19 protein-coding genes are annotated in these 25,101 nt (G+C 62.8%); 11 read left to right on the top strand and 8 right to left on the bottom strand.

Features of this window, described 5'->3' with window-relative positions; all coding sequences use genetic code 11:
* Positions 1-149: 149 nt before the first annotated feature.
* The 3 genes from HBN54_RS06680 to HBN54_RS06670 form a co-directional block, all read right to left on the bottom strand.
* Positions 150-3,479 carry a cyclic nucleotide-binding domain-containing protein gene (locus HBN54_RS06680; RefSeq protein ID WP_168672387.1) on the bottom strand — a complete coding sequence of 1,110 codons (3,330 nt, stop codon included), beginning with the start codon at positions 3,477-3,479 and terminating at the stop codon, positions 150-152.
* A gap of 81 nt (positions 3,480-3,560) precedes the next feature.
* Complete coding sequence (locus HBN54_RS06675) at positions 3,561-4,097, bottom strand: DUF4833 domain-containing protein (RefSeq protein WP_168672386.1); 537 nt, start codon at positions 4,095-4,097, stop codon at positions 3,561-3,563.
* A gap of 170 nt (positions 4,098-4,267) precedes the next feature.
* The gene (locus HBN54_RS06670) at positions 4,268-5,812 is read right to left on the bottom strand and encodes a hypothetical protein (RefSeq protein ID WP_168672385.1); all 1,545 of its coding nucleotides are present in this window, start codon (positions 5,810-5,812) and stop codon (positions 4,268-4,270) included.
* 165 nt (positions 5,813-5,977) lie between these two features.
* On the opposite strand from HBN54_RS06670, the gene HBN54_RS06665 reads away from it, so the two are divergent.
* The 11 genes from HBN54_RS06665 to ilvA all read left to right on the top strand — a co-directional run bounded on the left by HBN54_RS06665 (position 5,978) and on the right by ilvA (position 19,208).
* Complete coding sequence (locus HBN54_RS06665; protein WP_168672384.1) at positions 5,978-7,144, top strand: 2-isopropylmalate synthase; 1,167 nt, start codon at positions 5,978-5,980, stop codon at positions 7,142-7,144.
* 15 nt (positions 7,145-7,159) lie between these two features.
* The gene (locus HBN54_RS06660; protein WP_168672383.1) at positions 7,160-7,336 is read left to right on the top strand and encodes a hypothetical protein; all 177 of its coding nucleotides are present in this window, start codon (positions 7,160-7,162) and stop codon (positions 7,334-7,336) included.
* 36 nt (positions 7,337-7,372) lie between these two features.
* Positions 7,373-8,767, top strand: coding sequence for a 3-isopropylmalate dehydratase large subunit (gene leuC / locus HBN54_RS06655; protein ID WP_168672382.1), 1,395 nt, complete (start codon positions 7,373-7,375; stop codon positions 8,765-8,767).
* Between the two features lie 151 nt (positions 8,768-8,918).
* On the top strand, positions 8,919-9,515 hold the full coding sequence (gene leuD / locus HBN54_RS06650) for a 3-isopropylmalate dehydratase small subunit (RefSeq protein WP_168672381.1): 597 nt from the start codon (positions 8,919-8,921) through the stop codon (positions 9,513-9,515).
* 93 nt (positions 9,516-9,608) lie between these two features.
* Entirely contained in the window at positions 9,609-10,727 is a 1,119-nt protein-coding gene (leuB, locus tag HBN54_RS06645; RefSeq protein ID WP_168672380.1) for a 3-isopropylmalate dehydrogenase, read from the top strand.
* Positions 10,728-11,077: 350 nt separating this feature from the next.
* Positions 11,078-11,965 (top strand): branched-chain amino acid transaminase, encoded by an 888-nt coding sequence (locus HBN54_RS06640; protein WP_168672379.1) that lies wholly within the window; start codon positions 11,078-11,080, stop codon positions 11,963-11,965.
* 169 nt (positions 11,966-12,134) lie between these two features.
* Positions 12,135-13,844 carry a dihydroxy-acid dehydratase gene (ilvD, locus tag HBN54_RS06635; protein WP_168672378.1) on the top strand — a complete coding sequence of 570 codons (1,710 nt, stop codon included), beginning with the start codon at positions 12,135-12,137 and terminating at the stop codon, positions 13,842-13,844.
* A gap of 141 nt (positions 13,845-13,985) precedes the next feature.
* Entirely contained in the window at positions 13,986-15,752 is a 1,767-nt protein-coding gene (gene ilvB / locus HBN54_RS06630) for a biosynthetic-type acetolactate synthase large subunit (protein ID WP_168672377.1), read from the top strand.
* A 211-nt stretch (positions 15,753-15,963) separates the two neighbouring features.
* The gene (gene ilvN / locus HBN54_RS06625; RefSeq protein WP_168672376.1) at positions 15,964-16,554 is read left to right on the top strand and encodes an acetolactate synthase small subunit; all 591 of its coding nucleotides are present in this window, start codon (positions 15,964-15,966) and stop codon (positions 16,552-16,554) included.
* A 114-nt stretch (positions 16,555-16,668) separates the two neighbouring features.
* A complete protein-coding gene (gene ilvC, locus HBN54_RS06620; protein WP_168672375.1) occupies positions 16,669-17,730 on the top strand; it encodes a ketol-acid reductoisomerase in 1,062 nt (353 codons plus the stop codon).
* Between the two features lie 209 nt (positions 17,731-17,939).
* Positions 17,940-19,208: a threonine ammonia-lyase IlvA gene (gene ilvA, locus HBN54_RS06615; protein WP_168672374.1), complete on the top strand. Its 1,269-nt coding sequence runs from the start codon at positions 17,940-17,942 to the stop codon at positions 19,206-19,208.
* Between the two features lie 132 nt (positions 19,209-19,340).
* On the opposite strand, the gene HBN54_RS06610 is transcribed toward ilvA, so the two are convergent.
* From HBN54_RS06610 to HBN54_RS06590, 5 genes are all read right to left on the bottom strand, one after another.
* Positions 19,341-20,381 carry a YeiH family protein gene (locus HBN54_RS06610; RefSeq protein ID WP_168672373.1) on the bottom strand — a complete coding sequence of 347 codons (1,041 nt, stop codon included), beginning with the start codon at positions 20,379-20,381 and terminating at the stop codon, positions 19,341-19,343.
* A gap of 83 nt (positions 20,382-20,464) precedes the next feature.
* Complete coding sequence (locus HBN54_RS06605) at positions 20,465-21,376, bottom strand: LysR substrate-binding domain-containing protein (RefSeq protein ID WP_168672372.1); 912 nt, start codon at positions 21,374-21,376, stop codon at positions 20,465-20,467.
* A gap of 238 nt (positions 21,377-21,614) precedes the next feature.
* The gene (locus tag HBN54_RS06600; RefSeq protein ID WP_168672371.1) at positions 21,615-23,054 is read right to left on the bottom strand and encodes a T9SS type A sorting domain-containing protein; all 1,440 of its coding nucleotides are present in this window, start codon (positions 23,052-23,054) and stop codon (positions 21,615-21,617) included.
* A gap of 150 nt (positions 23,055-23,204) precedes the next feature.
* Positions 23,205-24,041: a glycoside hydrolase family 16 protein gene (locus HBN54_RS06595; protein ID WP_168672370.1), complete on the bottom strand. Its 837-nt coding sequence runs from the start codon at positions 24,039-24,041 to the stop codon at positions 23,205-23,207.
* 186 nt (positions 24,042-24,227) lie between these two features.
* Entirely contained in the window at positions 24,228-25,097 is an 870-nt protein-coding gene (locus HBN54_RS06590; protein ID WP_168672369.1) for a glycoside hydrolase family 16 protein, read from the bottom strand.
* Positions 25,098-25,101 lie beyond the last annotated feature (4 nt).

Below are 25,101 nucleotides of genomic sequence, written 5' to 3'. Positions count from 1 at the left end.
CATGGGGGAGGCGTGAGGGGGAACGAACGTCATGCCGAGCGCAGCCGAGGTATCTCGCGTGCCACCACTAATCCTTTGTCAACGACTGAGTTACTGTTGCACGCGAGATGCCTCGGCTGCGCTCGGCATGACGTTCGTTCCCCTCACGCCTACCCCGCCAACTCGCGCATCTTCTCGTTCTGCGCCCTGATGCGCTGGCACAGCATGCGCAGGATATTGCGCAGCACCTCGCCGCGCTCCTCCATCAGGTCGTAGAAATCTTCCTGGTCGATGCGGAAGGCCAGCACCTCGCTCAGGGCCGCCGCCGTGGCCGAGCGCGGCTCGGCATCGAGCAGGGCTAGCTCGCCAAAAAAGTCGCCCGGCCCGAAGGTGGCCAGCTGCTGCGGGCCGTTGAAAACGCCCACCTGCCCATCGTGCACGATGAACAGCGAGGTGCCGATATCGCCTTTGGCAAAAATCTCCTCGCCTTCCCGAAACGTTACTTCCTTCATAATGGGCACGATGCTGCTGAGCACGTTTTCGGGCGTGGTGGCAAACAGGGCGGTGCTTTTCAGCACCACCACCCGCTCCAGGGCAGAAATGCGGGCGTCGGAAGTGGCGTGGGCGTGGCTCATTTCGAGGGGAAGATGAAGTTCGGAGAGGGGCACGCCACGGTGGGCGGCCAGCGCCCGGGCCGCTACTCCGGCGCTTTCGCGCAGTAGCAGGTAGGGCGAGGTGCAGTAGGGCCGCAGCAGGTCGGCCGCGTCGGTTTCGAGGGGTTGCCAGTGGCGCAGGGCCTGGCTTAGCGTCCAGGAGGTGAAGGCGGTGTGGCCGTGGCGCAGCAGCAGGGTGGGCAACGGCTCGGGAGTGGGCAGCGGCGCATAGTGCTGCACGTGTGGCGGTGGGGCAATGGCACTGCCGGCCGCCGCCGCTGCGCCCATTGGCACCAACGTATGATGAACGGCCGGTGCTGGCACTGCCGTGAGGCTGGCAAACAGCCGCGCCTTCTCGGCCACGGGCGAGTCATCGAGCAGGGCCTGCAAGCCTTGGTAAATGGGCCGGGGGATAAGGTTGTCGAGGATTTCGAGGGCGTTGGCCTGGCGTTCGCGGGCGGCGTGGGCTACGTTGCGCTGGGCCGTGGCCACCAGCTCGGCATCGTAGAGCTGGGCCAGCAGGCCGAACACACGCTGGTGCAACAGGGTCAACTCGTAGTCGACGGTGGCGGCCAGGGCCGGGCGGCCATCGGCCACCACGCCTTGCAGCAGCTGCGCGGCTAGGCTGAATTCCTCGCGCAACAGGTGCTCGAAGGTGGGCCGGTCGGCGGTGCGGGCCGGAAAGCGGCGCAGCGCCCGTAGCGCCACCCCGCGCGAAAACAGGTGCGGGTGCATGGCCAGCTCCAGCAGCACGGCGCGGCTGGCGGCGGTGTCGAGGCGTTCGAGCACAGTGGCCAGGCGCTGCGGGTGGGCGGGCTCGGCCTCCTGCAGCAAGGCCTGGCGCAGCAGCGGCACCACGGCCGGGCCCAGGGCCACAAGGCTGTCGGCGGCCACGGACCAGCGGTGCTTATCGTTGAGGGCGGCCAGCAGGTGGTGGGCCAGTTCGAGATGCCCCACGGTACCGATAGCGGCTAGGGCGGCGTGCGCTACCGCCGGTTCAAGGTTGGCTAGGTGGCGCTCAATCAGCTGATGCTGAATATCAAGTGGGAAGAGCGGAAGCAGGGCCAAGGCCGCCAGGTCGGCGGTGGGGCCGGGGCTACTTTCGGCATTCGGCAGCAGCAGATACAGGCTGTGTTGCGCGGCTTCGTGCCCGGGCGTGGCTTCGAGGCTACCCCGGATGGCTCCCTGGCGGGCGGCCAGGTCGGGGCCGGCGAGCAGGGCGGCCACGGCTGGCGCGTCGGGGATGGCGGCAGCCAGCTGGCGGGCGGCCGCTTCGCGCACGGCGGCGGCGGGGTCGCGCAGCGCCAGGGCCTGGAGGGCTTCGGCGGGCAGGGGGCGGGCTTCGGGCGTGGCCAGCAGGGCCAGGCGAATGCGCTCGTCGGGATGTTCGAGCAGGCGCGGGGCGTGGGCGGGCAGCGACTTCGGCTCGTGCTTGCGCAGCCAGGCCACGGCATTCAGCACCTCGGTGGGGTGGGGGCTGAGCAGGTGGGCCAGCACCACGTGGCGGGCGGCATCGGGCAGGGCCAGCTCGGCCGTTTCGGCGAAGCGACGGCCCAGGCCTTCCTTCAATTCGGCCAGATAATTCAGGTAGGTGCGACGCAAAAACAGCAGCGCCAGCCCCAATAGCGCGCCCATCCATACCAGGGGCAGGCCGCCATCGAGCAGGCCCGACGAGCGCAGGGCGAAGAACAGCCCACCCGTGAGGGCCATGCCCAGCGGCTCGTAAAAACCCTTGGCCAGTGTGTGCGCCGCCAGCCGTTGCGGCGGCGCCAGCGGCTGAAACAGCACCAGAAACACGGGGTCGAACACGGTGCGCCGCAGCACCTCCAGCAGCAGGTACAGCCCGCAATAGAAGGCCAGCTGCCCGGTGGCCGAGTAGCCGCTGGCCACCTTGTAGCCGCCAAATACTGCCAGCGCCACCAGCGCCACCACCGGCAGCAGCCGCAGGGACCATTGCACGCCGTAGCGCTCCAGCGCCTGCCGGCTCACCAGCAGCTTGAAGAACGTGGCGGCTAAGTACGTGGCCGCCAGCACCCAGCCCACCGACTGCATCACGTCCTCGGCCTCGTGAAACTTGTGCTTTACGTTCAGGAAAAACATGTACTCCACGCCCGTAATCACGGCCGCGATGGCCACCAGGCTCAGGCACATGGCCAGCACCAGCTGGCTGCCGCCGAAGAGCTGTTGCACCAGCTTCTTCGGCGGGTGCGCCACGGCCCGTACTGGCCGCGCCGTGGCCTCCACTACGTGCGACTTGAGGGTGGAGCGCAACGTGAACAAGGCTCCCAGGTAGGCCATAAACGCCACGCCCAGCAGCACGGGCAACTGCGCGTCGCCGTGGATGAGGGCGGCCAGCACCGCGCCCAGGGCCTTGGCCGGCATATCGCCCGAGCTGATGATGCTGAACAGGCGCTTGCTCTGCCGCACATCAAACACCACCGCCGAAATGCCCCAGAATTCGAGGTTAGTGAGCAGGTAGATGACCCGATAGCCAGCCATAATGGCCACGGCCGCCGCCACCGAATGGCCCACTACCACCAGCACGCCCAGCACGCCCGTGAGGGCTACCACGGCCAGCAGCACGCGCACAACCAGCTTTTTGAGCAGGTAATGGTGTTCGAAATGCGTGTAGACCTTGCTCACGGCCATCATGGCCAGCGCGCCCACGAGGTAGCCCAGCGGCAGGCTGTGCTCGGGGTGGTGCTCCAGCAGCAGCACGTTGGCTGCCACGTACACCAGCACCGAGCCGATGCCGAGCAGGAAATTGTGCAGCAAAAACAGCCCCACGGTGCGGGTTTCGCTGGCTTTGATGCCGAAGAGGCGTTGCAGAGAGGTAGCCGGAATCATGCAGAAAGGCGGCCGGCCCCACCGGGCACGGCTCCGGCCAAAGATAGGGCGAAGGCATGTAGCGCCGACTTTTCGTCCGCGCTACAGCATAATTCGCTCGGCTACCGGCTCGCGGGTGGCCGTATTCAGGCCTTTGAACTCGATGTACTTCACATTCGGCACCCAGAACGTGCCGCCCTCGATGCGCAGAAACACGCGCTCCAGCTGAATCTGCTTGCCGGCTACGGTGGTGTACACGTGGAGCGCCTTATCCGTCGGCGAGCGTAGCAGGTAGAACCGGACCTTGTTGTAGGCCGCGAATTTCAGCTCGTATTTATCGGCCGCCAGCTTTTCGGCCGTGAGGCCGTAGGCAAACTTGCGCTGGATGAAGTTCAAATCCTTGCGCTCGCCGTGCTCGTCGTAGCGCAGCCAGAACACGTTCACGGGCTCGTCCTCGATGAGGTGGCCGGCGCGGTCCACGTTCAGCTGGTAGATGACGGTATTGGTATTGGGGTCGCGCTGGAGGTAGAAGAGCTGGTTGGGCACGCCGCTGGGTACCGGGAAGGTGACGGTGGGCTTCGGCGCGGGCGGCAGGGCGAAGAGCAGGTTGAAAAACAGCAGGAGGGTCGTTGCCGACATTTTTTGGGGGAGTGGTAATGAGGCGGCAAAGGTACGGCCGGGGCCCACCGACCGGCTCACCTCACCCCCCGGCCCCCTCTCCCGCGGAGAGGGGGAGCCAGACGATTCCGTTACGCTTGCCTCACCCCCGGCCCCTCTCCGCAGGAGAGGGGCCGGGGGTGAGGTTTCGCCTACTTCATCCGCCGAAATTTCCGGCGCATCACCTCCTGCACCGGCACGCCCTCAATCTTGCTGTCGAGCCACGACACGATGTCGAGGTACAGAAACGGCCGGCTCTCGTAGGGCGTGGCGGCGATGACGATGAGCTTATCGCGCAGCCGGATAAACGCCTCGCGCACCTGGTGCGGCGCAATGCTGCCCACGGTGCGCAAAAACCGGAAAATCTCGACCTGCATGGGCTGTTGGTCGTCCATCTTGCCCAGAAAGTGGTACACCGAGCGAATCTGGTAGTCCAGGCTGGCATCGTCGCCGGCCTCGTAGTGGGCAATCAGGTTCAGGATGCGGGCGAAGCATTGCAGGTCCTCGCGCAGGCTCAGCTCCTTGTGCTGAATAATCAGGTTGAGGTATTCGATGGCCTTCCCGAACTCGCCGCTGCCGAAATACAGGCTCGCGATTTTGTAGTACAGCACCAGCGTGCGGTGCAGGTCGAGCTGCGGCTTGTAGCGCTCCAGCTGCTCCAGCAAGTCGGGGATAATAGTCAGGCCCTCGGTGAAGCGGCCTTCGAGGAAGTAGGCGTTGATGCGGTTGGTGTAGAGGTACTGGAAGAGCAGGATTTCGGTGTTGGGGCTGCTACGGCGCGTCTGGTTGGCAGCAAACTCTTCGAGGGTATTCAATACCTGCTTGAATTTGCTGTAGTACAACATGTTATACAGTGAGGCCAGCAAATTGTGCAGGCCTTTGATGTAGAGCATGGTTTGCAGCTCCTTCATGTGCGGTGCGGACTCAAACAAATCGACCCACTTCTGGGCATAGCGGTAGCCGGCCCGGAAATCCTGGTCGAGCGTGTGGTACCACACGTGGGCCTGGTAGAAGTAAAGCTTCTCGAAAAAACCGCCCGCACTGTGCACCTGCGGCGGTAGGTTCTCCCGGAAAAATGCGGTGATGTGCTCGTGGTCGGCCCGGTTGCGGGCGTGCCCGGCCTTCAGGTACAGCCCGTACAGGCGCAGCGAGGCGTTGCTAAGCGCATGCTGGTTGGCCAGGTGGGCCACGGTGTCGGTGGCTTCGGCGGTGAGGGTATCGGCCCGGTCCTTCAGGCTGCGGGTAATGTACTGGCTTTCAATTAGCTTCTCAAAATCGAGGGCCAGCAGCACGATGTGCGGCATTTCGGCCTGGCGCGCGCCCTGTTTCACCTTTTCCAGCATGCGCAGCGCCTGCTGGTAGAAGCCCTTGTTGTAGAGCACGCGGGCGTAGTCGAGCTGCTCGTGCAGCTGAATATCGGGGTTCTGGCCGGCGTGATACACGCGCAGGCTGGCCAGCAGCTGCCGGTAGAGGTTGGCTTTGAGGTTGGCCAGCTGCACCCGCTTCAGGCTGGGCACCTGGGCGAGCACGGCGGCATCGTCGGCCGTATCCAGCGCGTCGAGGGCATCGAAAAGCAGCAGGAATTTGAGGTCCTCGCTCGCCCCCGCCCGATTGGTAAACAGTCGGAAATGGCGCTTTTCCGTCCGCGTCAGGGACTTAATTAACTGAAATACGGGCTCCTGGCTTTTGGTAGGCATTGTATGGAATTAGAAAGCAAGTAGCTGATAGATAAATGGTTGTTTGATGAAATTCGGCTTTTGGAAATAGTATAATTTCCGAAAACAGGATTTTGCAGCGCGAGCGTAGGGCGGTTCTTGCCGACCTATTCACCACTACCGCCTTTCGTTTCGGGCGATTATCGCATGCCAACCCAGCAAATCCAAATCTTCGATACCACGCTCCGCGACGGCGAACAGGTGCCGGGCTGCAAGCTAAACCGCGACGAGAAGCTTCTCATTGCCCGGCAGCTCGAACAGCTCGGCGTCGACGTCATCGAGGCCGGCTTCCCGGTTTCCAGCCCCGGCGATTTTGCCGCCGTGCAGGCCATTGCCGCCCAGACCCGCGAAGCCACCGTCTGCGGCCTGTCGCGGGCCGTCGAAAACGACATTCGCGTGGCCGCCGAGGCCCTGCGCCCGGCCCGCTACCCGCGCATCCACACCGGCATCGGCACTTCCGATGTCCACATTCAGCACAAGCTCTGCACCACGCGGGAGGACGTGCTGGCCCGCGCCATCGCCGCCGTGAAGCTCGCCAAGAGCTTCGTGGAAGACGTGGAATTCTACGCCGAAGATGCCGGCCGCACCGACAACGAGTTTCTGGCCCGCGTGTGCGAGGCCGCTATCCGGGCCGGGGCCACCGTCCTCAATATCCCCGACACCACCGGCTACTGCCTGCCCCAGGAATACGGCGCGAAAATCAAGTACCTGCACGAGAACGTGACGGGCATCCACAACGTGCGCCTCTCCACGCACTGCCACAACGACCTGGGCCTGGCCACCGCCAACTCCATTGCCGGCGTGATGAACGGCGCCCGCCAAATCGAGTGCACCATCAACGGCGTGGGCGAGCGCGCCGGCAACACGGCCCTTGAAGAAGTGGTGATGATTCTGCGCCAGCACCCCTACCTCAACCTGCACACCAACATCAACACCCGCCTGCTGGCCGAAACCTCGGCCATGGTGTCGCACCTCATGACCATGCCCGTGCAGCCCAACAAGGCCATTGTGGGGGCCAATGCCTTCTCGCACAGCAGCGGCATCCACCAGGACGGCATCATCAAGCACCGCGAAACCTACGAAATCATCGACCCCCGGGAAGTCGGCGTGGCCGATTCGTCCATCGTGCTCACGGCCCGCTCCGGCCGCGCCGCCCTGGCCTATCGCCTCCAGAAAATCGGCTACGATTTCGAAAAGCCCGAGCTGAATAAAGCCTACGCCCGCTTCATGGAGCTGGCCGACCGCCAGCGCGAGGTAGTGGACCAGGACTTGCACAAACTGGTTGAACAGGAAAAGCTCGTTACCGCTAATTGATTAATTATTAATATAATGAACACCCCCGAAACGCCTTATACCCGCCTCGTTACTTCCCCCGAAAACCACCAGCCCGACCAGTCGGCGTCGCTCCCCCAGCGCTGCGCCGACTGGATAAGCTACGCTGTAGCCATAACCCAGCAGGCAGCACCCACTGCCGGAGCCGATTTTTTATCCGATTCCGAAGGCTAAGCCCACGCACCAGGCACCAATAACCAAGCACCAAAAATGGCCAAGTCCTTATTCGATAAAATCTGGGATGCGCACGTAGTGAAAACTGCGCCGGGCGGCCTGGACATCGTATATATCGACCGGCACCTCATCCACGAGGTGACCAGCCCGCAGGCGTTCGACGAGCTCGAAGCCCGCGGGTTGCCGCTGTTCCGCCCCGCGCGCATCCTCGCCACGGCCGACCACAACGTGCCCACCCGCAACCAGCACCTGCCCATCGAGGAGCCGCTGAGCCGCTCGCAGGTAGACAAGCTGACTGCGAATTGCGCCAAGTACGGCGTGGAATTGTACGGCCTGGGCCACGCCCGCCAGGGCATCGTGCACGTCATCGGGCCGGAGCTGGGCCTCACGCTGCCCGGTACCACCATTGTGTGCGGCGACAGCCACACCTCTACCCACGGCGCGTTCGGGGCGGTGGCCTTCGGCATCGGCACCAGCCAAGTGGCCCAGGTGATGGCAACCCAGTGCCTGCTGCTCAGCCGCCCCAAGCGCATGCGCATATCGGTGGATGGCGAGCTGCGGCCCGGCGTGACCGCCAAAGATTTGATTCTCTATGTAATTGCGCAGCTCGGCACCGGTGGGGCCACCGGCTACTTTGTGGAATACGCCGGCAGCGCCGTGCGCGCCCTCAGCATGGAAGGCCGCATGACGGTCTGCAACATGAGCATTGAAATGGGCGCCCGTGGTGGCCTCATCGCGCCGGATGAAACGACTTTCGCTTACGTTAAAGGCCGCCCCTACGCTCCCAAGGAAGCCGCCTGGGAGCAGGCCGTAGCCTATTGGGAAACGCTGTATTCGGACAAAGACACGGTTTTCGAGGTTGAGCACCACTTCGATGCCGCCGCCATCCCACCGATGATAACCTACGGTACCAACCCCGGCATGGGCATCGCCCTGACCGGCCACATCCCCAGCGAAGTACCGGCCAGCGAAGCCGAGAGCTTCGATAAGTCGCTGCAATACATGGGCTTTCAGCGGGGCGAATCGCTGCTGGGTAAGGAAATCAACTACGTGTTCATCGGCAGCTGCACCAACTCGCGCATCGAGGATTTGCGGGCGGTGGCGGCCTACGTGCAGGGCAAGCAGAAGGCGGGCCACGTCGAGGCCATCATTGTGCCCGGCTCGAAGCAGGTGGAGCAGCAGGCCATCGCCGAGGGCCTCGACAAGATTCTGGCCGCCGCCGGCTTCGAGCTGCGCGAACCCGGCTGCAGCGCCTGCCTGGCCATGAATGAGGATAAAATCCCCGCTGGGGCCTACTGCGTGGCTACGTCGAACCGCAACTTCGAGGGGCGGCAGGGGCCGGGTTCGCGCACGCTGCTGGCGAGTCCGCTGGTAGCGGCCATTACGGCGGTGCAGGGCAGAATTGTGGATATCACGCAGTATTTGAACTAACGTACGCCTCACCCCCAGCCCCTCTCCGCTGGAGAGGGGTGCCAGTCGACTTCAATCGAAATAAATCTGCAAATGTCTTCCATCGTCTGAACTCTCTCCCTCTCCACCGGAGAGGGGGCCGGGGGGTGAGGCGACCCGCCAGAACGACCACATGGAAAAATTCCAGACCCTGCACTCGGCCGCCGTGCCGCTGCCGCTCGAAAACATCGATACGGACCAGATTATTCCGGCCCGTTTCCTGAAGGCGACGACGAGGGAGGGCTTCGGCGAAAACCTGTTCCGCGACTGGCGCTTCAACGCCGACGGAACGCCGAAGCCCGACTTTGTTCTCAACGATGCCTGCTACGCCGGCCAGATTCTGCTGGCGGGCAAGAATTTCGGCTGCGGTTCGAGCCGCGAGCATGCCGCCTGGGCGCTGTACGACGCCGGTTTTCGGGTGGTGATTTCGAGCTACTTCGCCGATATCTTCCGGGGCAACGCGCTGAACACCGGCTTGCTGCCCTTGCAACTAACCGATGCCGAGTTGGCCCGCATATTCACCCTTGCGGAAAAGGATGGCGATACCGAATTCGTGGTGAACCTGCCCGAGCAAACGCTGCACTTGCCCGCCACCGGCGAGAGCTTCCACTTCGATATCGACGCCTACAAAAAGGAATGCCTGATTAACGGCTACGACGACATCGATTACCTGCTGAGCCAGAAACCGGCCATCGAAGCCTACGAATCGGGTCGAGCCTGGACCTGGTGATAAGTGAGGTAAGCTTTAGCTTGCCGAAAAAAAATAGAGTTTATAAGGCTGATTGTAAGTATATAACGGCAAGCTAAAGCTTACCTCACAACCATGAAAACCATAAAAATAGCCGTGTTGCCCGGCGATGGCATCGGGCCCGAAGTGTGCCGGCAAGCCGTGAAGGTGCTCGAAGCCGTGGCCGAGCGGTTCGACCACCACTTCGACCTGCAGACCTACCTGATGGGAGCCTGCGCCATCGACGCCACCGGCAACCCGCTGCCCGACGAAACCCTCGACGCCTGTCGCGCCGCCGATGCCGTGCTCCTGGGTGCCATCGGTGACCCGAAATACGACAACGACCCCAGCGCCAAGGTGCGCCCCGAGCAGGGCCTGCTGCGCCTGCGCAAGGAGTTGGGCCTGTTTGCCAACATTCGCCCGGTCGCGGCCTACGACGTCCTGCTGCCCCATTCGCCCCTCAAAACCGAGCGCATCAAGGACACCGATATGGTCATTTTCCGGGAGCTGACCGGTGGCATCTACTTCGGCGAAAAGGGACGTACCGCCGACGGCGAAGGCGCTTACGACCACTGCACCTACAGCCGCCATGAAATCCGGCGCATTGCGCATCTGGCGTTTCAGGCTGCCGCGTGTCGCCGCCAGCACCTGACGTTGGTGGACAAGGCCAATGTGCTGGAAACCTCCCGTCTGTGGCGCGAGGAAGTGCGCGAAATGGCCCACCAGTACCCCGAAGTGACGGTAGACTACCTCTTTGTGGACAACGCCGCGATGCAGATGATTCTCAACCCGAAGCAGTTTGACGTGGTTCTGACCGAGAACATGTTCGGCGATATTATCTCGGACGAAGCCTCGGTTATTGCCGGCTCGATGGGGCTGCTGCCCTCCGCCTCGGTGGGCGAGGAGGTGGCGCTGTTCGAGCCCATCCACGGCTCCTACCCGCAGGCCAAGGGCAAGGGCATTGCCAACCCCATTGCCGCCATTCTCTCAGTGGCCATGCTGCTGGAGCACCTGGAGCTTTTTTCGGAAGCTGCGCTCGTACGCGAGGCCGTGGACGAGGCCCTGAACAACAGCGTGCTGACTCCCGAGCTGAACCCCACCGCGCCTTACACCACCGAGGAAGTGGGGAATTATATCGCCTTCTGGATTGCCGATTCCAACGAGAAGCAGTGGAATAGGAACAACGTGGAGATTGGGATTAGCACTATCATCTGAGAAAGGCATTAGTTCCCCAACAACACCTCACCCCCTGACCCCCTCTCCAAAAAAGAGGGGGCACCGGAAATGCTTTCGGTAGTGCTTGTAGAAAAATTGTTCTTCCGAACCGGTGCCCCCTCTTTTTTGGAGAGGGGGTCAGGGGGTGAGGTGTCGGCGAACGAGCCGCCGCACTCAGCATGACATTTCAAAACTCATGATAACCCACTTCCCCCAAGTCATCAAATTCGTCATTATTCCTGGCCCGGCGGGCGCATAGGAACAGCATTTTGCAGCCCAGCAAAAGCCTTTCTAAGCCCCGCGCTCAGGAAGGCTTTTTCATAATCTTCTCTCTCCAGTTTCAAACACGTATGTATTTCAACCCCGATACCCTCGCCTTTGTAGACGGCGAGTTTGTGAAAGCGGAGGCGGCCCAGGTAGGCGCTTACGCGCAGTCGCTGCACTATGGCTATGCCGTTTTTGAAGGCATTCGGGCCTACGCAACGTCGGCCGGAACCCGCATTTTTAAGGCCGAGGAGCACTACGAGCGGCTGCACTATTCCTGCCGCAGCATTGGCCTGCCGTTCAAGTATTCGGTTGAGGAGCTGACCGACATCACCTACCAGCTACTAGAAAAAAACAACCTCGCCGACGCCTACATCCGCCCCCTTGTGTATGCCGGCGAACCCAACATGACCCTGAAGCACGCCAGCAGCAGCAACCTGCTCATTGCCGTGTGGGACTGGGGCAAGTACCTCGGCGACCAGAGCCTGCGCCTGAGCATCTCGCCCTACCAGCGCCCCAACCCCAAGGCCGTACCCATCGAGGCCAAAGTATCGGGTCATTACGTCAACTCCATCATTGCCAGCTCCGAAGCCAAGGGCCGCGGCTTCGACGAAGCCCTGCTGCTGGATATGAACGGCTACGTGGCCGAAGGGCCCGGTGCCAATTTCTTCTTCGAGAAAAACGGCGAGCTGTTCACCGCGCCGCAGGGCAGCATCCTGCGCGGCATCACCCGCAACACGATTATCGACCTGGCCCGCGAAGCCGGCATTTCAGTCACCGAAAAGTTCTTCACCCCCGACGAGCTACAGGGCGCTATCGGCGCTTTCTACACCGGCACCGCCGCCGAGGTAGTGGGCATCGCGGCCATCGATGAGCTGGAATTCAGCGTGCCGTTTTCAGAGACGCTGGGCGCGCAACTGGCCGAGCGCTACCGGGCGCTGGTGACCGGCGCGCTGGTCGCGCAGACTGCCTGAACGGCGCGTGCGGGGCGCCTCACCCCCTGACCCCCTCTCCGAAAAGGAGAGGGGGCACCGGTTCCGCTCTTGCGTCTGGCTCCCCTCTCCTTTTCGGAGAGGGGCCGGGGGTGAGGCGCTCCGTCAGAACGTCAACGAAGCGCATAACATACGATTCCCAACCCTATCCATGATTCTCAACAAATACAGCCGCATCTACACCCAGGACGACAGCTTGCCGGCCTCGCAGGCCATGCTCATCGGCTCGGGCCTGTCGGATGCGGATTTGCGCAAGCCGTTCGTGGGCATCTGCTCCACGGGCTTCGAGGGCAACACCTGCAACATGCACCTCGATGCGTTGGCCGACGGCGTGAAAATCGGCGTGCAGGCGCAGGGCTTGGTGGGGCTGCGCTTCAACACCATTGGGGTGAGCGACGGCATCACGAACGGCACGCCGGGCATGCGGTTTTCGCTGGTGTCGCGCGAGATTATTGCCGACTCTATTGAAGCCATGGCGGGCGCGCATAACTACGATGCCATCGCCACGGTGGTAGGTTGCGATAAGAACATGCCCGGCGCTTTGATTGCGATGGCGCGGCTGAACCGGCCTAGCCTGATGGTGTATGGCGGCACCATCAAGGGCGGCACGTTTAAGGGGCAGCAGCTCAATATTGTATCGTGTTTTGAGGCCTACGGCAAGAAGTTGCAGGGCCAGATTTCGGACGAGGACTACAGCGGTATCATCCACAATGCCTGCCCCGGGCCGGGGGCCTGCGGCGGTATGTACACAGCCAACACCATGGCTGCCGCCATCGAGGCGCTGGGCATGAGCGTGCCGTTCTCGTCGTCGCTGCCCGCCGTGAGCGTAGAGAAAACCCAGGAGTGCCTCGACGCCGGGGCCTACCTGCGCCGGCTGCTGGAGCGCGATATCAAGCCCCGCGACATTCTGGTACGCGAGGCGTTCGAGAACGCGCTGGTGGTGGTCACGGTGCTGGGCGGCTCCACCAATGCCGTGCTGCACCTCATCGCCATTGCCCACGCCGCCGGCGTGCCGCTGAACATGGAGGATTTCCAGGCCGTGAGCAACCGCGTGCCGGTGCTGGCCGACCTCAAGCCCAGCGGCAAGTACCTCATGGAGGACCTCTCGGCCCTGGGCGGCGTGCCCGCCGTGATGCGCACCCTGCTCGACGCCGGCCTGCTCCACGGCCACCTGCTGACCGTGACCGGCCAAACCCTGGCTGAAAACCTCGCCGACGTGCAGCCCCTCGGCCCCGAGCAGGACCTGCTGCGCCCGTTCAACAACCCCATCAAAGCTGACGGCCACATTCAGATTCTCTACGGCAACCTCGCCCCCAAAGGCGCGGTGGCCAAAATCACGGGCAAAGAGGGCCTGCGCTTCGAAGGCCCGGCCAACGTATTCGACTCGGAAGAAGCGCTGAACGAAGGCATTACTGCCGGCAAAATTAAGGCCGGCGAGGTCGTCGTGATTCGCTACGTGGGCCCCAAGGGCGGGCCGGGAATGCCCGAAATGCTCAAGCCTACGTCGGCCATCATCGGGGCCGGGCTGGGCGATAAAGTGGCCCTGATTACCGACGGCCGGTTTTCGGGCGGCACCCACGGCTTCGTGGTGGGCCACGTCTGCCCCGAGGCGTACGATGGCGGCGGTATCGCGCTGGTCGAAAACGGCGACTGGATTATCCTGGATGCTGCCGCTAATACCATTGATATACAGATTGACTCCGCCCTACTGGAGCTGCGCCGAAGCCAGTGGCAGCGCCCCCGCCCCAATGCCACCCAGGGCGTGCTGCTGAAATATATCCGCACCGTGAGCGACGCCAGCCACGGGTGCATTACTGATTTGCTGGAGGAGGTCGCCCTCCCCGTTCACCTCACCCCCTGACCCCTGCCGGGCACGGCCCCTCTCCCGCGGAGAGGGAGCACCGGAAATGCCTCAAATGGTAATCGCCAGGCTCCCCCTCTCCGCGGGAGAGGGGGCCGGGGGGTGAGGTGACCCCGTCGTGCCGTTTTAAGCTCAACCACCATGTTAAACTACGAGCCCACCACTATCCTAGCCGAGCCGGAAACCACCTCCTCAGCAGCGCCAGAAACTGCCCCCACCCCCAACTCCACGGGCGCGGAGGCCGTGCTGAACATCCTGCTGGCCGAGGGCGTGGACACTATTTTCGGCTATCCCGGCGGGGCTATCATACCGATTTACGATGCGCTATACGACTTCAATGACCGGCTGAACCATGTGCTGGTGCGCCATGAGCAGGGCGGCATTCACGCGGCGCAGGGGTATGCGCGAGCGTCCGGGCGGGTGGGGGTGGTGTTTGCCACCAGCGGGCCGGGCGCGACCAATCTGGTGACGGGCCTGGCCGATGCGCAGATTGACAGCACGCCGCTGGTGTGCATTACGGGGCAGGTGTTTGCGCATTTGCTGGGTACCGATGCGTTTCAGGAAACCGACATCATCAACATCACCACGCCCGTCACGAAGTGGAACTACCAGGTAACCAAGGCCGAGGAAATTCCCGAGGCGCTGGCGAAGGCCTTCTACATTGCGCGCAGCGGCCGCCCCGGCCCGGTGCTGATTGACATTACCAAGAACGCGCAGCTGCAGGCCTTTCATTTCGCGCCGTATGCGCCGTGCGCGCACATTCGCAGCTACCGGCCGGTACCCATCGTGCGGCCCGAATATATCCGCGCGGCGGCGGCGCTTATCAACCAGGCCGAGCGGCCGTTCGTGCTCTGGGGCCAGGGCGTGATTCTGGGCAAGGCCGAGCAGGAGTTCAAGGCCTTCATCGAAAAAAGCGGAATCCCGGCCGCCTGGACCATTCTCGGCGCGGGTGCATTGCCCACCGACCACCCGCTAAACGTGGGCATGCTGGGCATGCACGGCAACTACGGCCCCAACGTGCTCACCAACGAGTGCGACGTCCTCATCGCCATCGGCATGCGCTTCGACGACCGGGTGACCGGCCGCCTTGACAAGTACGCCCGCCAGGCCCAGGTGATTCACCTCGACATCGACCCCACCGAAATCGACAAAAACGTGGCCGCCACCGTGCCCGTGTGGGGCGACTGCAAGGAAACCCTGCCGCTACTCACGGCGCTGGTCAATGCCAAAAGCCACCCCGAATGGCACCAGCGCTTCCAGAACTACATGGCCGAGGAGGTGGCCGCTGTGATAAACGACGAGCTATTCCCGACCGGCGAGGAGCTGACCATGGGCGAGGTCCTGCAGCAGCTAAACGAGCTGACCGAGGGCGAGGCCATCATCGTGACCGACGTGGGCCAGCACCAGATGGTGGCCTGCCGCTACGCCAAATTCAACCACACCCGCAGCAACATCACCAGCGGCGGGCTGGGCACGATGGGCTTCGCGCTGCCGGCCGCTATCGGGGCCAAGTTTGGCGCGCCCGAGCGGCCGGTGGTGGCCATCATCGGCGATGGCGGGGTGCAGATGACCATCCAGGAGCTGGGTACCATTATGCAAACCGGGGTCGATGTGAAAATCATCATTCTCAACAACCGCTTCCTGGGCATGGTGCGGCAGTGGCAGGAGCTGTTCAATGCCCGCCGCTACTCCTTCGTGGATATCCAAAGTCCCGACTACGTGGCCGTGGCCGCCGGCTACCGCATCGCCGGCCGGCGCGTGGAAACCCGCGACGAGCTGCAGCCCGCGCTGCGGCAGATGCTGGAGCAGCCCGGCTCTTTTTTGCTGGAAGTGATGGTGGCGAAGGAGAATAACATATTCCCGATGGTGCCGCAGGGGTGCAGCGTGGCGGAAATCCGGCTGTGCTGAATGCCCCGCTGGCCGTCGTTTAGCGCGCAGCGCGTAACGGCCGGCCAACCAGTGGGGCGAGTCTCCAGACTCGCGTTGGTTCGTCCGTCCCGGGAGTCTGGAGACTCCCGGCCACTTATCGGCCAGCCGTTACGCGCTCCGCGCTAAACGGCGGCCAGCAGCTTCCGCCGTTCGTTCTTGCCCTCGACGGCAAGCTAAAGCTTACCTCATTATGACTCGCCAGGAATACAACATCACGGCTTACACCGAAAACCAGGTGGGACTGCTCAACCGCATTGCCATCATTTTCTCGCGCCGCAAAATCAACATCGAGAGTTTGAACGTGTCGCCTTCGGAAATTGAAGGCATCCACCGCTTCAACATCGTCATCACCGAAACCGAGGACGTGGTGAGCAAGCTGGCCCGCCAGATTGAGAAGCAGGTGGAGGTGCTAAAAGTGTATTACAACACCAATGCCGACGTGATTTGGCAGGAAATGGCCCTCTACAAAGTGCCGACTGACGTCATCGCCGAAAAAGCCTCCGTGGAGCGCCTGCTGCGCGAAAACGGGGCCCGCGCCGTGGTCATTCGCAAGGACTACACGGTGTTTGAAACGACCGGCCACCGCGAGGAAACCGACAATCTGATTCGCGTTTTGCAGCCCTACGGCCTCATCGAGTTCGTGCGTAGCGCCCGCATCGCCATCATCAAGGCCAGCGACGGCTTCAACCACAAGCTGCGCGAGTTCGAGCGCCGCGAGCCCAGCGAGGACGTGTCGGAAAACGAGTTTCTGAACAGCCGCGACGCGGTGTTTACGATGTAATTCGGAAGGGTTGAGTGTTGAGGGGTGAATGCTGAGTTAAGCATTTACTCCTCGCTTCAGCCCTGATAAAACAAACTCAACATTCAACCCTCAACACTCAAAATTTCAACCCCTATGGCACAAATCAATTTCGGCGGCGTAGACGAAACCGTTATCACCCGCGACGAATTCCCGCTCGAAAAGGCGCTGGAATACCTCAAAGACGAAACTATCGCCGTAATCGGCTATGGCGTGCAGGGGCCGGGCCAGGCCCTGAACATGCGCGACAACGGCTTCAACGTGATTGTGGGCCAGCGCTCGGGCACGCCGTCGTGGGACCGCGCCATCCGGGATGGCTGGGTAGAGGGCGAAACCCTGTTTTCGCTGGAAGAAGCGGCCGAGCGCGGCACCATCATCTGCAACCTGCTGTCTGACGCCGGCCAGATTGCGCTGTGGCCCATGCTCAAGAGCAAGCTCACGCCGGGCAAAACCCTGTACTTCTCGCACGGCTTCGGCATCACGTTTAATGAGCAGACGGGCATCATCCCGCCCGCCGATGTGGACGTGATTCTGGTGGCGCCCAAGGGCAGCGGCACCAGCCTGCGCCGCCTATTTGTGGCTGGTGGGGGCTTGAATTCCTCGTTTGCCGTGTTCCAGGATGCCTCGGGCCAGGCCTGGGAGAAGGCCATTGCCATGGGCATCGGCGTGGGCTCAGGCTATCTGTTCGAAACCGATTTCAAGAAGGAAGTATACTCCGACCTCACCGGCGAGCGGGGCGTGCTGATGGGCGCCCTGGCCGGCATCATCGAGGCCCAGTACCAGGTACTGCGCCAGCGCGGCCACTCGCCCTCCGAGGCCTTCAACGAAACCGTGGAGGAGCTCACCCAGAGCCTCGTGCCGCTGGTGGGCGAAAACGGCATGGACTGGATGTTTGCCAACTGCTCCGTTACCGCCCAGCGCGGCGCCCTTGACTGGAAAGGCAAGTTCCGCGAAGCCACCCTGCCGGTCCTCAACGAGCTGTACGACAGCGTGGCCAGCGGCGAGGAAGCCCGCCGCACCATCGAGCGCGGCACTACGCCCAACTACCGCGCCGAGCTGGACGCGGAGCTGAAGGAAGTGCGCGAGTCGGAGCTGTGGGCTACTGGTGCCACGGTGCGCCAGCTGCGCTCGAAGGCAGCGGAAAAGGTGGAGGCGTAGTCGTTCGGGTGGGTCACCTCACCCCCTGACCCCCTCTCCTTAGGGAGAGGGGGCACCGGATATGCACCAGTCGAAAATCGTCAGGCTCCCCTCTCCCCAAGGAGAGGGGCCGGGGGTGAGGTGACCCACCCGAACGACTAATCTGAAACGTCATGCCTCGGCTGCGCTCGGCATGACGTTCTTTTTTGCTCAATCAAAACCAAGAAGCTATGCCCAACGCCACCACCGCCCCGCCCGCCGTGCTGCTCAAAAATGTGGAGCGGGCGGCGCGCAACCTCAAGCACGTCATCTACAAGACGCCGCTGCTGCAAAACCACGGCCTTTCGCGCCTGTATGATGCCACGGTGCTGCTGAAGCGGGAGGATTTGCAGGTGGTGCGCTCATACAAGATTCGCGGGGCTTACCACAAGATGAGCACGCTGCCGCCCATCGCGGGCGAGCGGGAAATAGTGTGCGCCAGTGCCGGTAACCACGCCCAGGGCGTGGCCTACGCCTGCAAGCTCTTGGGGCTGAGAGGCTACATTTTCATGCCCGCCCAAACGCCGGCCCAGAAGGTGGACAAGGTGCGCCTGTTCGGCAAGGAATACGTGGAGGTGGTCCTCACCGGGGCCAGCTTCGATGACTCGTTTCGGGCCGCCAAGGAGTTTAGCGACAAACGGGGCAGCACATTCATTCACCCGTTCGATGACCTGGCTATTGTGGAAGGGCAAGCCACCGTGGGGCTGGAGATTCTGAAAGCCACCACCGTGCCGATTGATTACTGCTTTCTGCCCATCGGCGGGGGCGGGCTGGCCTCGGGCGTGGGCAGCGTTTTCCGGCTGCTGAGCCCAGGTACCAAGCTGATTGGCGTGCAGCCCCTGGGCGCGCCTTCGATGCACGATGCCATCCAAAACAACCAGCACGCGGCGCTGGCCAGCATCGACAGCTTCGTGGACGGCGCGGCGGTGAAGTGCCCCGGCCAGCTCACGTTTGAGCTGTGCCGCGAGCTGCTCGACGAAGTGGTGCTGGTGCCGGAGGGCCAGGTCTGCCTCGATTTGCTGAAGATGTACAACGAGGAAGGCATTGTGCTGGAGCCGGCCGGCACGCTCACCATTTCGGCCCTGCACCAGTTTGCCGGCCGCATTGCGGGTAAAACCGTGGTGTGCGTGGTGAGCGGCTCCAACAACGACATCACCCGCATGGAGGACATCAAGGAGCGCGCCGCCAAGTATCAGGGCCTAAAGCACTACTTTATGGTGAATTTCAATCAGGCCCCCGGTGCCCTGCGCCGCTTCGTGAACCGCGTGCTGCACGAGGACGACGACATTATCCACTTCCAATACATCAAGAAAAACAACAAGGAAAAAGGGCCCGTTTTTGTCGGTATTGAAGTCAAGCAGCCGCACGACGTGGACGCCATTAAGGCCCGCATGGGGGAGGAGGGCTTCAGCTTCGAATATTTGAATGGGCAGCCCGATTTTCTGGCGCTGCTGGTGTAGCTATCGAAAGAAAACAGAACGGCCATGCCGAGCGCAGCGAAGCATCTTACCCGCCACCAGTAGTCCAAACATCAGGTTACTTACCGCGGTAAAAATGCTTCGCTGCGCTCGGCATGAACGTTCTGTTTTCCGTTATACCGTGTGCAGAATGACATACAGCGATGCGCTCGAAATCACCACCCACAGCAGCACGCCCAGCACGTACGGCCGGTCCCCCACCGCGCGCACCGTTTTGGCCGACAGCCCCGCCCCGATGAAAAACAGCGTGAGCGTGAGGCCGATTTTGGCCAGCGCCACCAGCACGGGGCCCAGCGGGTGTAGCGCGGGTACGTAGGTATTCAGCAGCATGGCGGCGATGAAGCCGAAGATGAAATAGGGAATCTTGATTTTGACGCCTTTCTGCTTGAAAATAAGTGCCGTGCCGATGCTGACCGGGATAATCCAGAGGGCGCGGGCGAGCTTCACGGTGGTGGCTACCTGCAGGGCCTGGTCGCCATAGACCTTGGCCGCGCCCACCACCGAGGACGTGTCGTGGATGGCAATGGCGCACCACAGGCCAAACTGCTGCTGCGTCATGGCCAGGGCGTGGCCGATGGGCGGGAAGGCAAACAGCGCAATGGCATTGAGCACGAACACCGTGCCCAGCGCCACCGACATCTCTTCATCCTTGGCCCGCAGCACCGGCCCCACGGCCGCAATGGCCGAGCCCCCGCAAATGGCAGTGCCGCACGAAATGAGGTGCGTGACGCGGCGGCCCAGTCCCAGCCACCGCCCCGCGAAATACCCCAGCGTGAGCGTGCCGAAAATGGACACCACCGTGAACAAAAGGCCCGCCCGCCCGGCCTGTACCGCCGCGTGGGCATTCATGCCGAAGCCCAGGCCCACCACTGAGTATTGCAGCAGCTTGGCCGTGGCCGCTTTGGTCTGACTAGCGAAGGGATTGCCCAGCGTCTGGGCCAGCGCCAGGCCCAGCGCCAGCGCTACCGGCGGCGACGCCCACGGCGTGAGGCAGAACACCAGCAGCAGCCCAAACACCACCTGCCGCCCCGTAACCGGGTAGCCAGCCACCAGATGCGGCGTGTGCAAGTGCCGGAAAAAGCCGGTGGCTACCGCCGAATTGGCCGTTGCTGGCGGGGCAGGCGGGGTAGATGGTGGCAGGGTGGGATGGGCCATGAAGCAGCAGGTTAGGTGCCTCAAATTTACGGCTTAGCCAGTCGTAAGGGTAATCGAAAAAGGTAATCTTAGATTACCAGTAGTTATGACAACTGCTTCAGCTGCTGCTGGGCGAAGCTGAGAAACCGCTGGGCGGCGCGTGGTAGCTGCTTGCCCTGCACCCACACGGCCTCAAACTGCCGGGGCAGGTGCAGGTCCTCAATAGGCACAATTTCGAGTAGCCCGGCGGCCAGCTCCCGGGCCAGCGCCCGGCGCGATACAAAGCCCAGCGCGTCGGGCGCGGCTTCGAGGTAGCCTTTTATGGCTTCGGTATTGTCAAAATAAAAGGCCACTTGCAGGGTGCTAAGCTTGGTTTTAAGCTCACGCAGGGCAAACTCCAGCACTTCCAGCGTGCCCGAGCCGCGCTCGCGCAGCACCAGCGGGTGGGCCAGCGCCTCGGCCAGGGGCAGGGGCGTGGTGGGTGGGCCGGCGGAAGTGGCACGGCGCACGGCCACCAGCTCATCGGGGAGCAGCAGCTCGTAGTGCAGGTCGCGGCTGCGGGAGCGGCCTTCCACAAAGCCCAGGTCCAGCTCGCCGCGCAGCAGGGCTTCGGCAATGTGCTCGGAATTGGCGTTGGCCAGGGTGAGCTGCACGTTGGGGTAGCGGGCCTGGAAGGCCGGCAGCACGCCCGGCAGCACGTACTGGCAAAGGGTGGTGCTGGCGCCCAGGCGCAGGCGGCCAGCGGCTTCGTCGGGGTCGCGCAGGGTCAGGAGTTGGTCGGCGAGTTGCTGGTCGGCGGTGGCCACGGCTTCGGCGTGGCTCTGGAGCAGGCGGCCGGCTTCGGTGAGGGCCACGCGGTTGCCGCGCCGCTCCAGCAAGCGCTGGCCGTAGTGCTTCTCCATCTCATGAATGTGCTTGGTGACGGCGGGCTGCGTCACAAACAGCTCCCGGGCCGCTTTGGTGAAGCTTAGGTGCCGGGCCACGGCCTCAAACACGCGCAATCGGAAATCAGACATGGCCCAAAGTACGCCAGGGTTGCGTTGGTTGTATGAACAACCTCAGAACGTCATGCCGAGCGTAGTCGAGGCATCTCGCGTGCAGCAGTAACCAAACAGTTGAGTTACTAACACCAGCGAGATGCCTCGGCTACGCTCGGCATGACGTTCTTGTCTTGTCGTTCTGCTACCTTCAAACGCACGAAAAAGCCCTCGCCGGAACCGGCGAGGGCTTTGTAGTTCGGGCAGTCAAGCGAACCTATTCCACGCTCAGCGGGCGCGTCAGGCTCACGCCGTCCACGGTGAGGCGGCAGGTGTAGAGGCCGGGGGCCAGCTTGGCGGCGTTCAGCTCAGCGGTGAACTGGCCGGCGGCGCGGGGCTCGCCGTTGATGAGCTGGGCCACGCGGCGGCCGAGGTTGTCAAATACGGCCAGGCTCACTACCGACTGCTTCTGCAGGCTGAAAGGAAGCTGCGTGAGGCCCGAGGTGGGGTTGGGGTAGGCCGGGGCAAAAGCGGCAAAATCGGTGCTGATGGTGCGGGTGGCGGTGGGCACGAAACCCACCAGGCTAGGGCCGTAAAAATCGTCGAGGTAAATCTTGCGGCGGGTGGTGGTGTTGGGCGCCACCAGCAGCACAATCTCGTTTACGCTGGTATTGGCCGTAGTGCTGGGCGCGCCCAGGAAGTTGAAGCTCAGGTTCTCCCAGCCGTTGGTAACGGTGGTAGTGGCGGTGTACTCCGAGTTGCGGCCGGCCGGATAGTTGCTGGCACCGGCCACCGTCGAGTCCTGTAGCGTAATCTGGTAGAGCACGCCCGGGGCCACACTAAACACCTTCAGGGTCATGTGCAGCGCGGTGGCGGCGGTGCTTTTAAAGTTGGTTACGTCGGCCAGGGCCGCGCCCCGGGGTTGCATCACCAGCACGTCGTATTGGTTGGTTGAGCGCGTGTAGCGGGCCACGCGGGCGCTGGTGTTGCCGGCGCTTACCGAGTTGTTCAGCGTATCCAGCTTCAGCCCACCCGAGCTTTTGGGGGCAATGTACTTGATGACGCGGGTGCCGTCGTAGTTGTCATAAAGCTGGCGCACGGCCAGATTGGTGGGCGGGGCCACGGCCAGCAGTTCCGGGCCCATGATGTCGTCGAGGTAATAAGTAGCCGAGTTGTTGGAGTTGGGGGCCACCTGAAACAGCATCTGGTCGATGTCGGTCACCGTCACGCTGGCGTCGAAGTTGCCTGCGCCGGCCGGGCTGGGGGTGAAGGTGAGCACCTCCCAGGCGTTGGCCACGGTGGTCACCGCCGTGTATTCGGTGCCAAACTTGCCGGTGGGGTAGTTGGCCGTGTTCAAGCGGCTGTTTTGCAGCACCACGCCCACCGTCACGCCCGCGGCGGGGCTGCGGAACTTCACGCTGATGCGCTTGGCGCCGCCGGTGGTGTAGGCGGTCACGTTGTCCATGCGGGCGTTGTTGGGCTTCACCACCAGCACAGCGTACTGGGCGGCGGCAGCCCGGGCGTAGCTGGCGCAGGTGGGGCTGGTGTTCACGGGGTTGCTGCCGGGGTTGGCCGCGTTCTGCACCAGCGTACCCTCTACGATGGGATAGCTCACCAGCCGGGTGTTTTCAAAGTTGTCGTACAGGGTCTGGGCTGAAGCCGCCGTGGCGCAGGTCAGCAGCGCGGCGGTACTCAGCAAACGAGTAAAGTTGTTCATGTGGGAGTTGGTGAGAATGTGAAAAAATGATTGGGAAACGAGAAGCCCGTTGCCGGGAAAGCGGTGGTAGAAAGGGTAGGAAGTGGTTTTTTACTTGATAATAGCCTGTTATGCTGAGCGCCAGCTGGCATTCAGCATGACAGCTGATGCTCAAGAAGCCTTTTTCATCTCATAGAACCGCACGTAATCCACCAGCATCTGCTGGGGGAAGGCGGCTTCGTCCACACCCTTCAGGCCGCCCCACTCGCCGCCCACTGCCACGTTGAGCAGCAGGTGAAAGGGCTGGTCCCAGGGCCAGGTTTCCCAGCCGGTGCCCTCGTTGCGGTGGGCAAAATAGATTTCGCCATCGATGTAGGCCGTGATGGCTTCCGGCGTCCATTCCATGGCGTACACGTGGTAGGCCGAGGTGGCATCGGGCAGCTTGGTGATGCCCGTTTTCTGAGTGTTGATGCGGAAGTAGTAGGCCTTGCAGTGGGTGGTGGCATGAATCACATTAGGGTCATAGCCCACGTGCTCCATGATATCGATTTCGCCGTTGTCGGGCCAGCCTTTGTTGCCGTAGGGGTTCTTGTCGGGCAGCATCCAGATGGCGGGCCAGGTGCCGCGCCCGCCGGGAATCTGGGCCCGAATCTCGAAGCGGCCGTAGAGCTGGCTGCCGCCCTTGCCCCGCGATACCAGGCGGGCCGAGGTGTAGTCGTTGCCGGGCATCAGGGCCTCCTTGCGGGCTTCCACCACGAGGTGGCCGTTTTCCACGCGGGCGTTTTCGCGGCGCTTTTTGGTGTAGTACTGCTGCTCCTTGTTGCCCCAGCCGGAGCCGCCCACGTCGTAGGTCCACTTCGTGGAATCGGGCAGGCCGCTGTAGTTGAACTCGTCGGCCCAGGCCAGCTTGCTGAAGGTGTAGCGGGGCGCAGCCGGGGGCTTGGGCGGGCCGGTTTCGGATGGGCTGCCCAACAGCAGCAGCAGGCCAGTAAGTAGCGTAGAAATCATGCTATTGAAAAGTTGCGGGGAGAAGTGCCCGGCCCAAAACGGGCGCAGGAAAAGAAAACCCAATTGGCCGCCAGCCCACTGGACCGGCGGCCAACGCCCAGTCCGGCGGAGAACTCACCAAAGCTCCGGCCGGAGTGACCGTAGTAAAGGGCAGGAACCATCGGCACAGGGCCGATGGCCGGGCAATTACTTGTATTGCAGGTACTTCACGTAATCCACCTGCATCTGCTGCGGGAAAGCAGTAGAGCCATCGGGGTTGCCATCGAAATCGCCGCCAATGGCTACGTTCAGCACCACGAAAAACGGATTGTTGAACGGGTAAGGGCTGGCGTCGGCCCCGGTGAAGGCGTAGTACTGCTGCCCGTCCACGAAGAAGCGCATCTGGTCCTTGCTGCGCACCATGGAGTAGATGTGAAAATCGGCCGACAGGTCCATGTTCATCACTTGGGTGGTGCCTTTGTAGCGGTGGTCGGGCACGCTGTTGCCAAAGTGCATGGTCGAGAGGAACTGCTGGGGCTGGCTGCCGCGCAGCTCCATGATGTCGATTTCGCCGCAGCGGGGCCAGTTATTCTGGTCGATGTCGGCTCCCAGCATCCAGATGGCGGGCCACACGCCCTTGCCCTTGGGCAGCTTGGCGCGCACATCGATGCGGCCAAACTGGAAGCTCTGCTTGCCCTTGGTCACGAGGCGGCCCGAGGTGTAGGACCCCGCTGCCCCCCGGGCCTGAATGACAAGGTTGCCGCCCGCCTGGTACACGTTGTCGGCCGAGTTGGTGTAGGTCTGCAGCTCGTTGTTGCCCCAGCCGCCGCCGCCCAGCTCATAGGCCCACTTGGTCTGGTCGAGGGCGCCGCCGGTAAACTCGTCGCTCCAAATGAGCTCCGTGTAGTCGGCGTAAGCGCGGGCGTCCTCGTTGGAGGCGGTGGTCGGGGTCGTCGGGGTGGTGGGAGCCGGCGTAAAGGTGCTGCCTTTTTCGGTGCAGGCGGCTAGGCTCAGCGCCAGCAGCAGGCTGGTGCTGAGGGACAAGCTGCGGCGGCCGGTTGGGGTTAGTCTAAACATAAGC

Source organism: Hymenobacter artigasi (assembly GCF_012275535.1).
GTDB lineage: Bacteria > Bacteroidota > Bacteroidia > Cytophagales > Hymenobacteraceae > Hymenobacter > Hymenobacter artigasi.
This window is presented reverse-complemented; position numbering and strand designations above follow the sequence as displayed.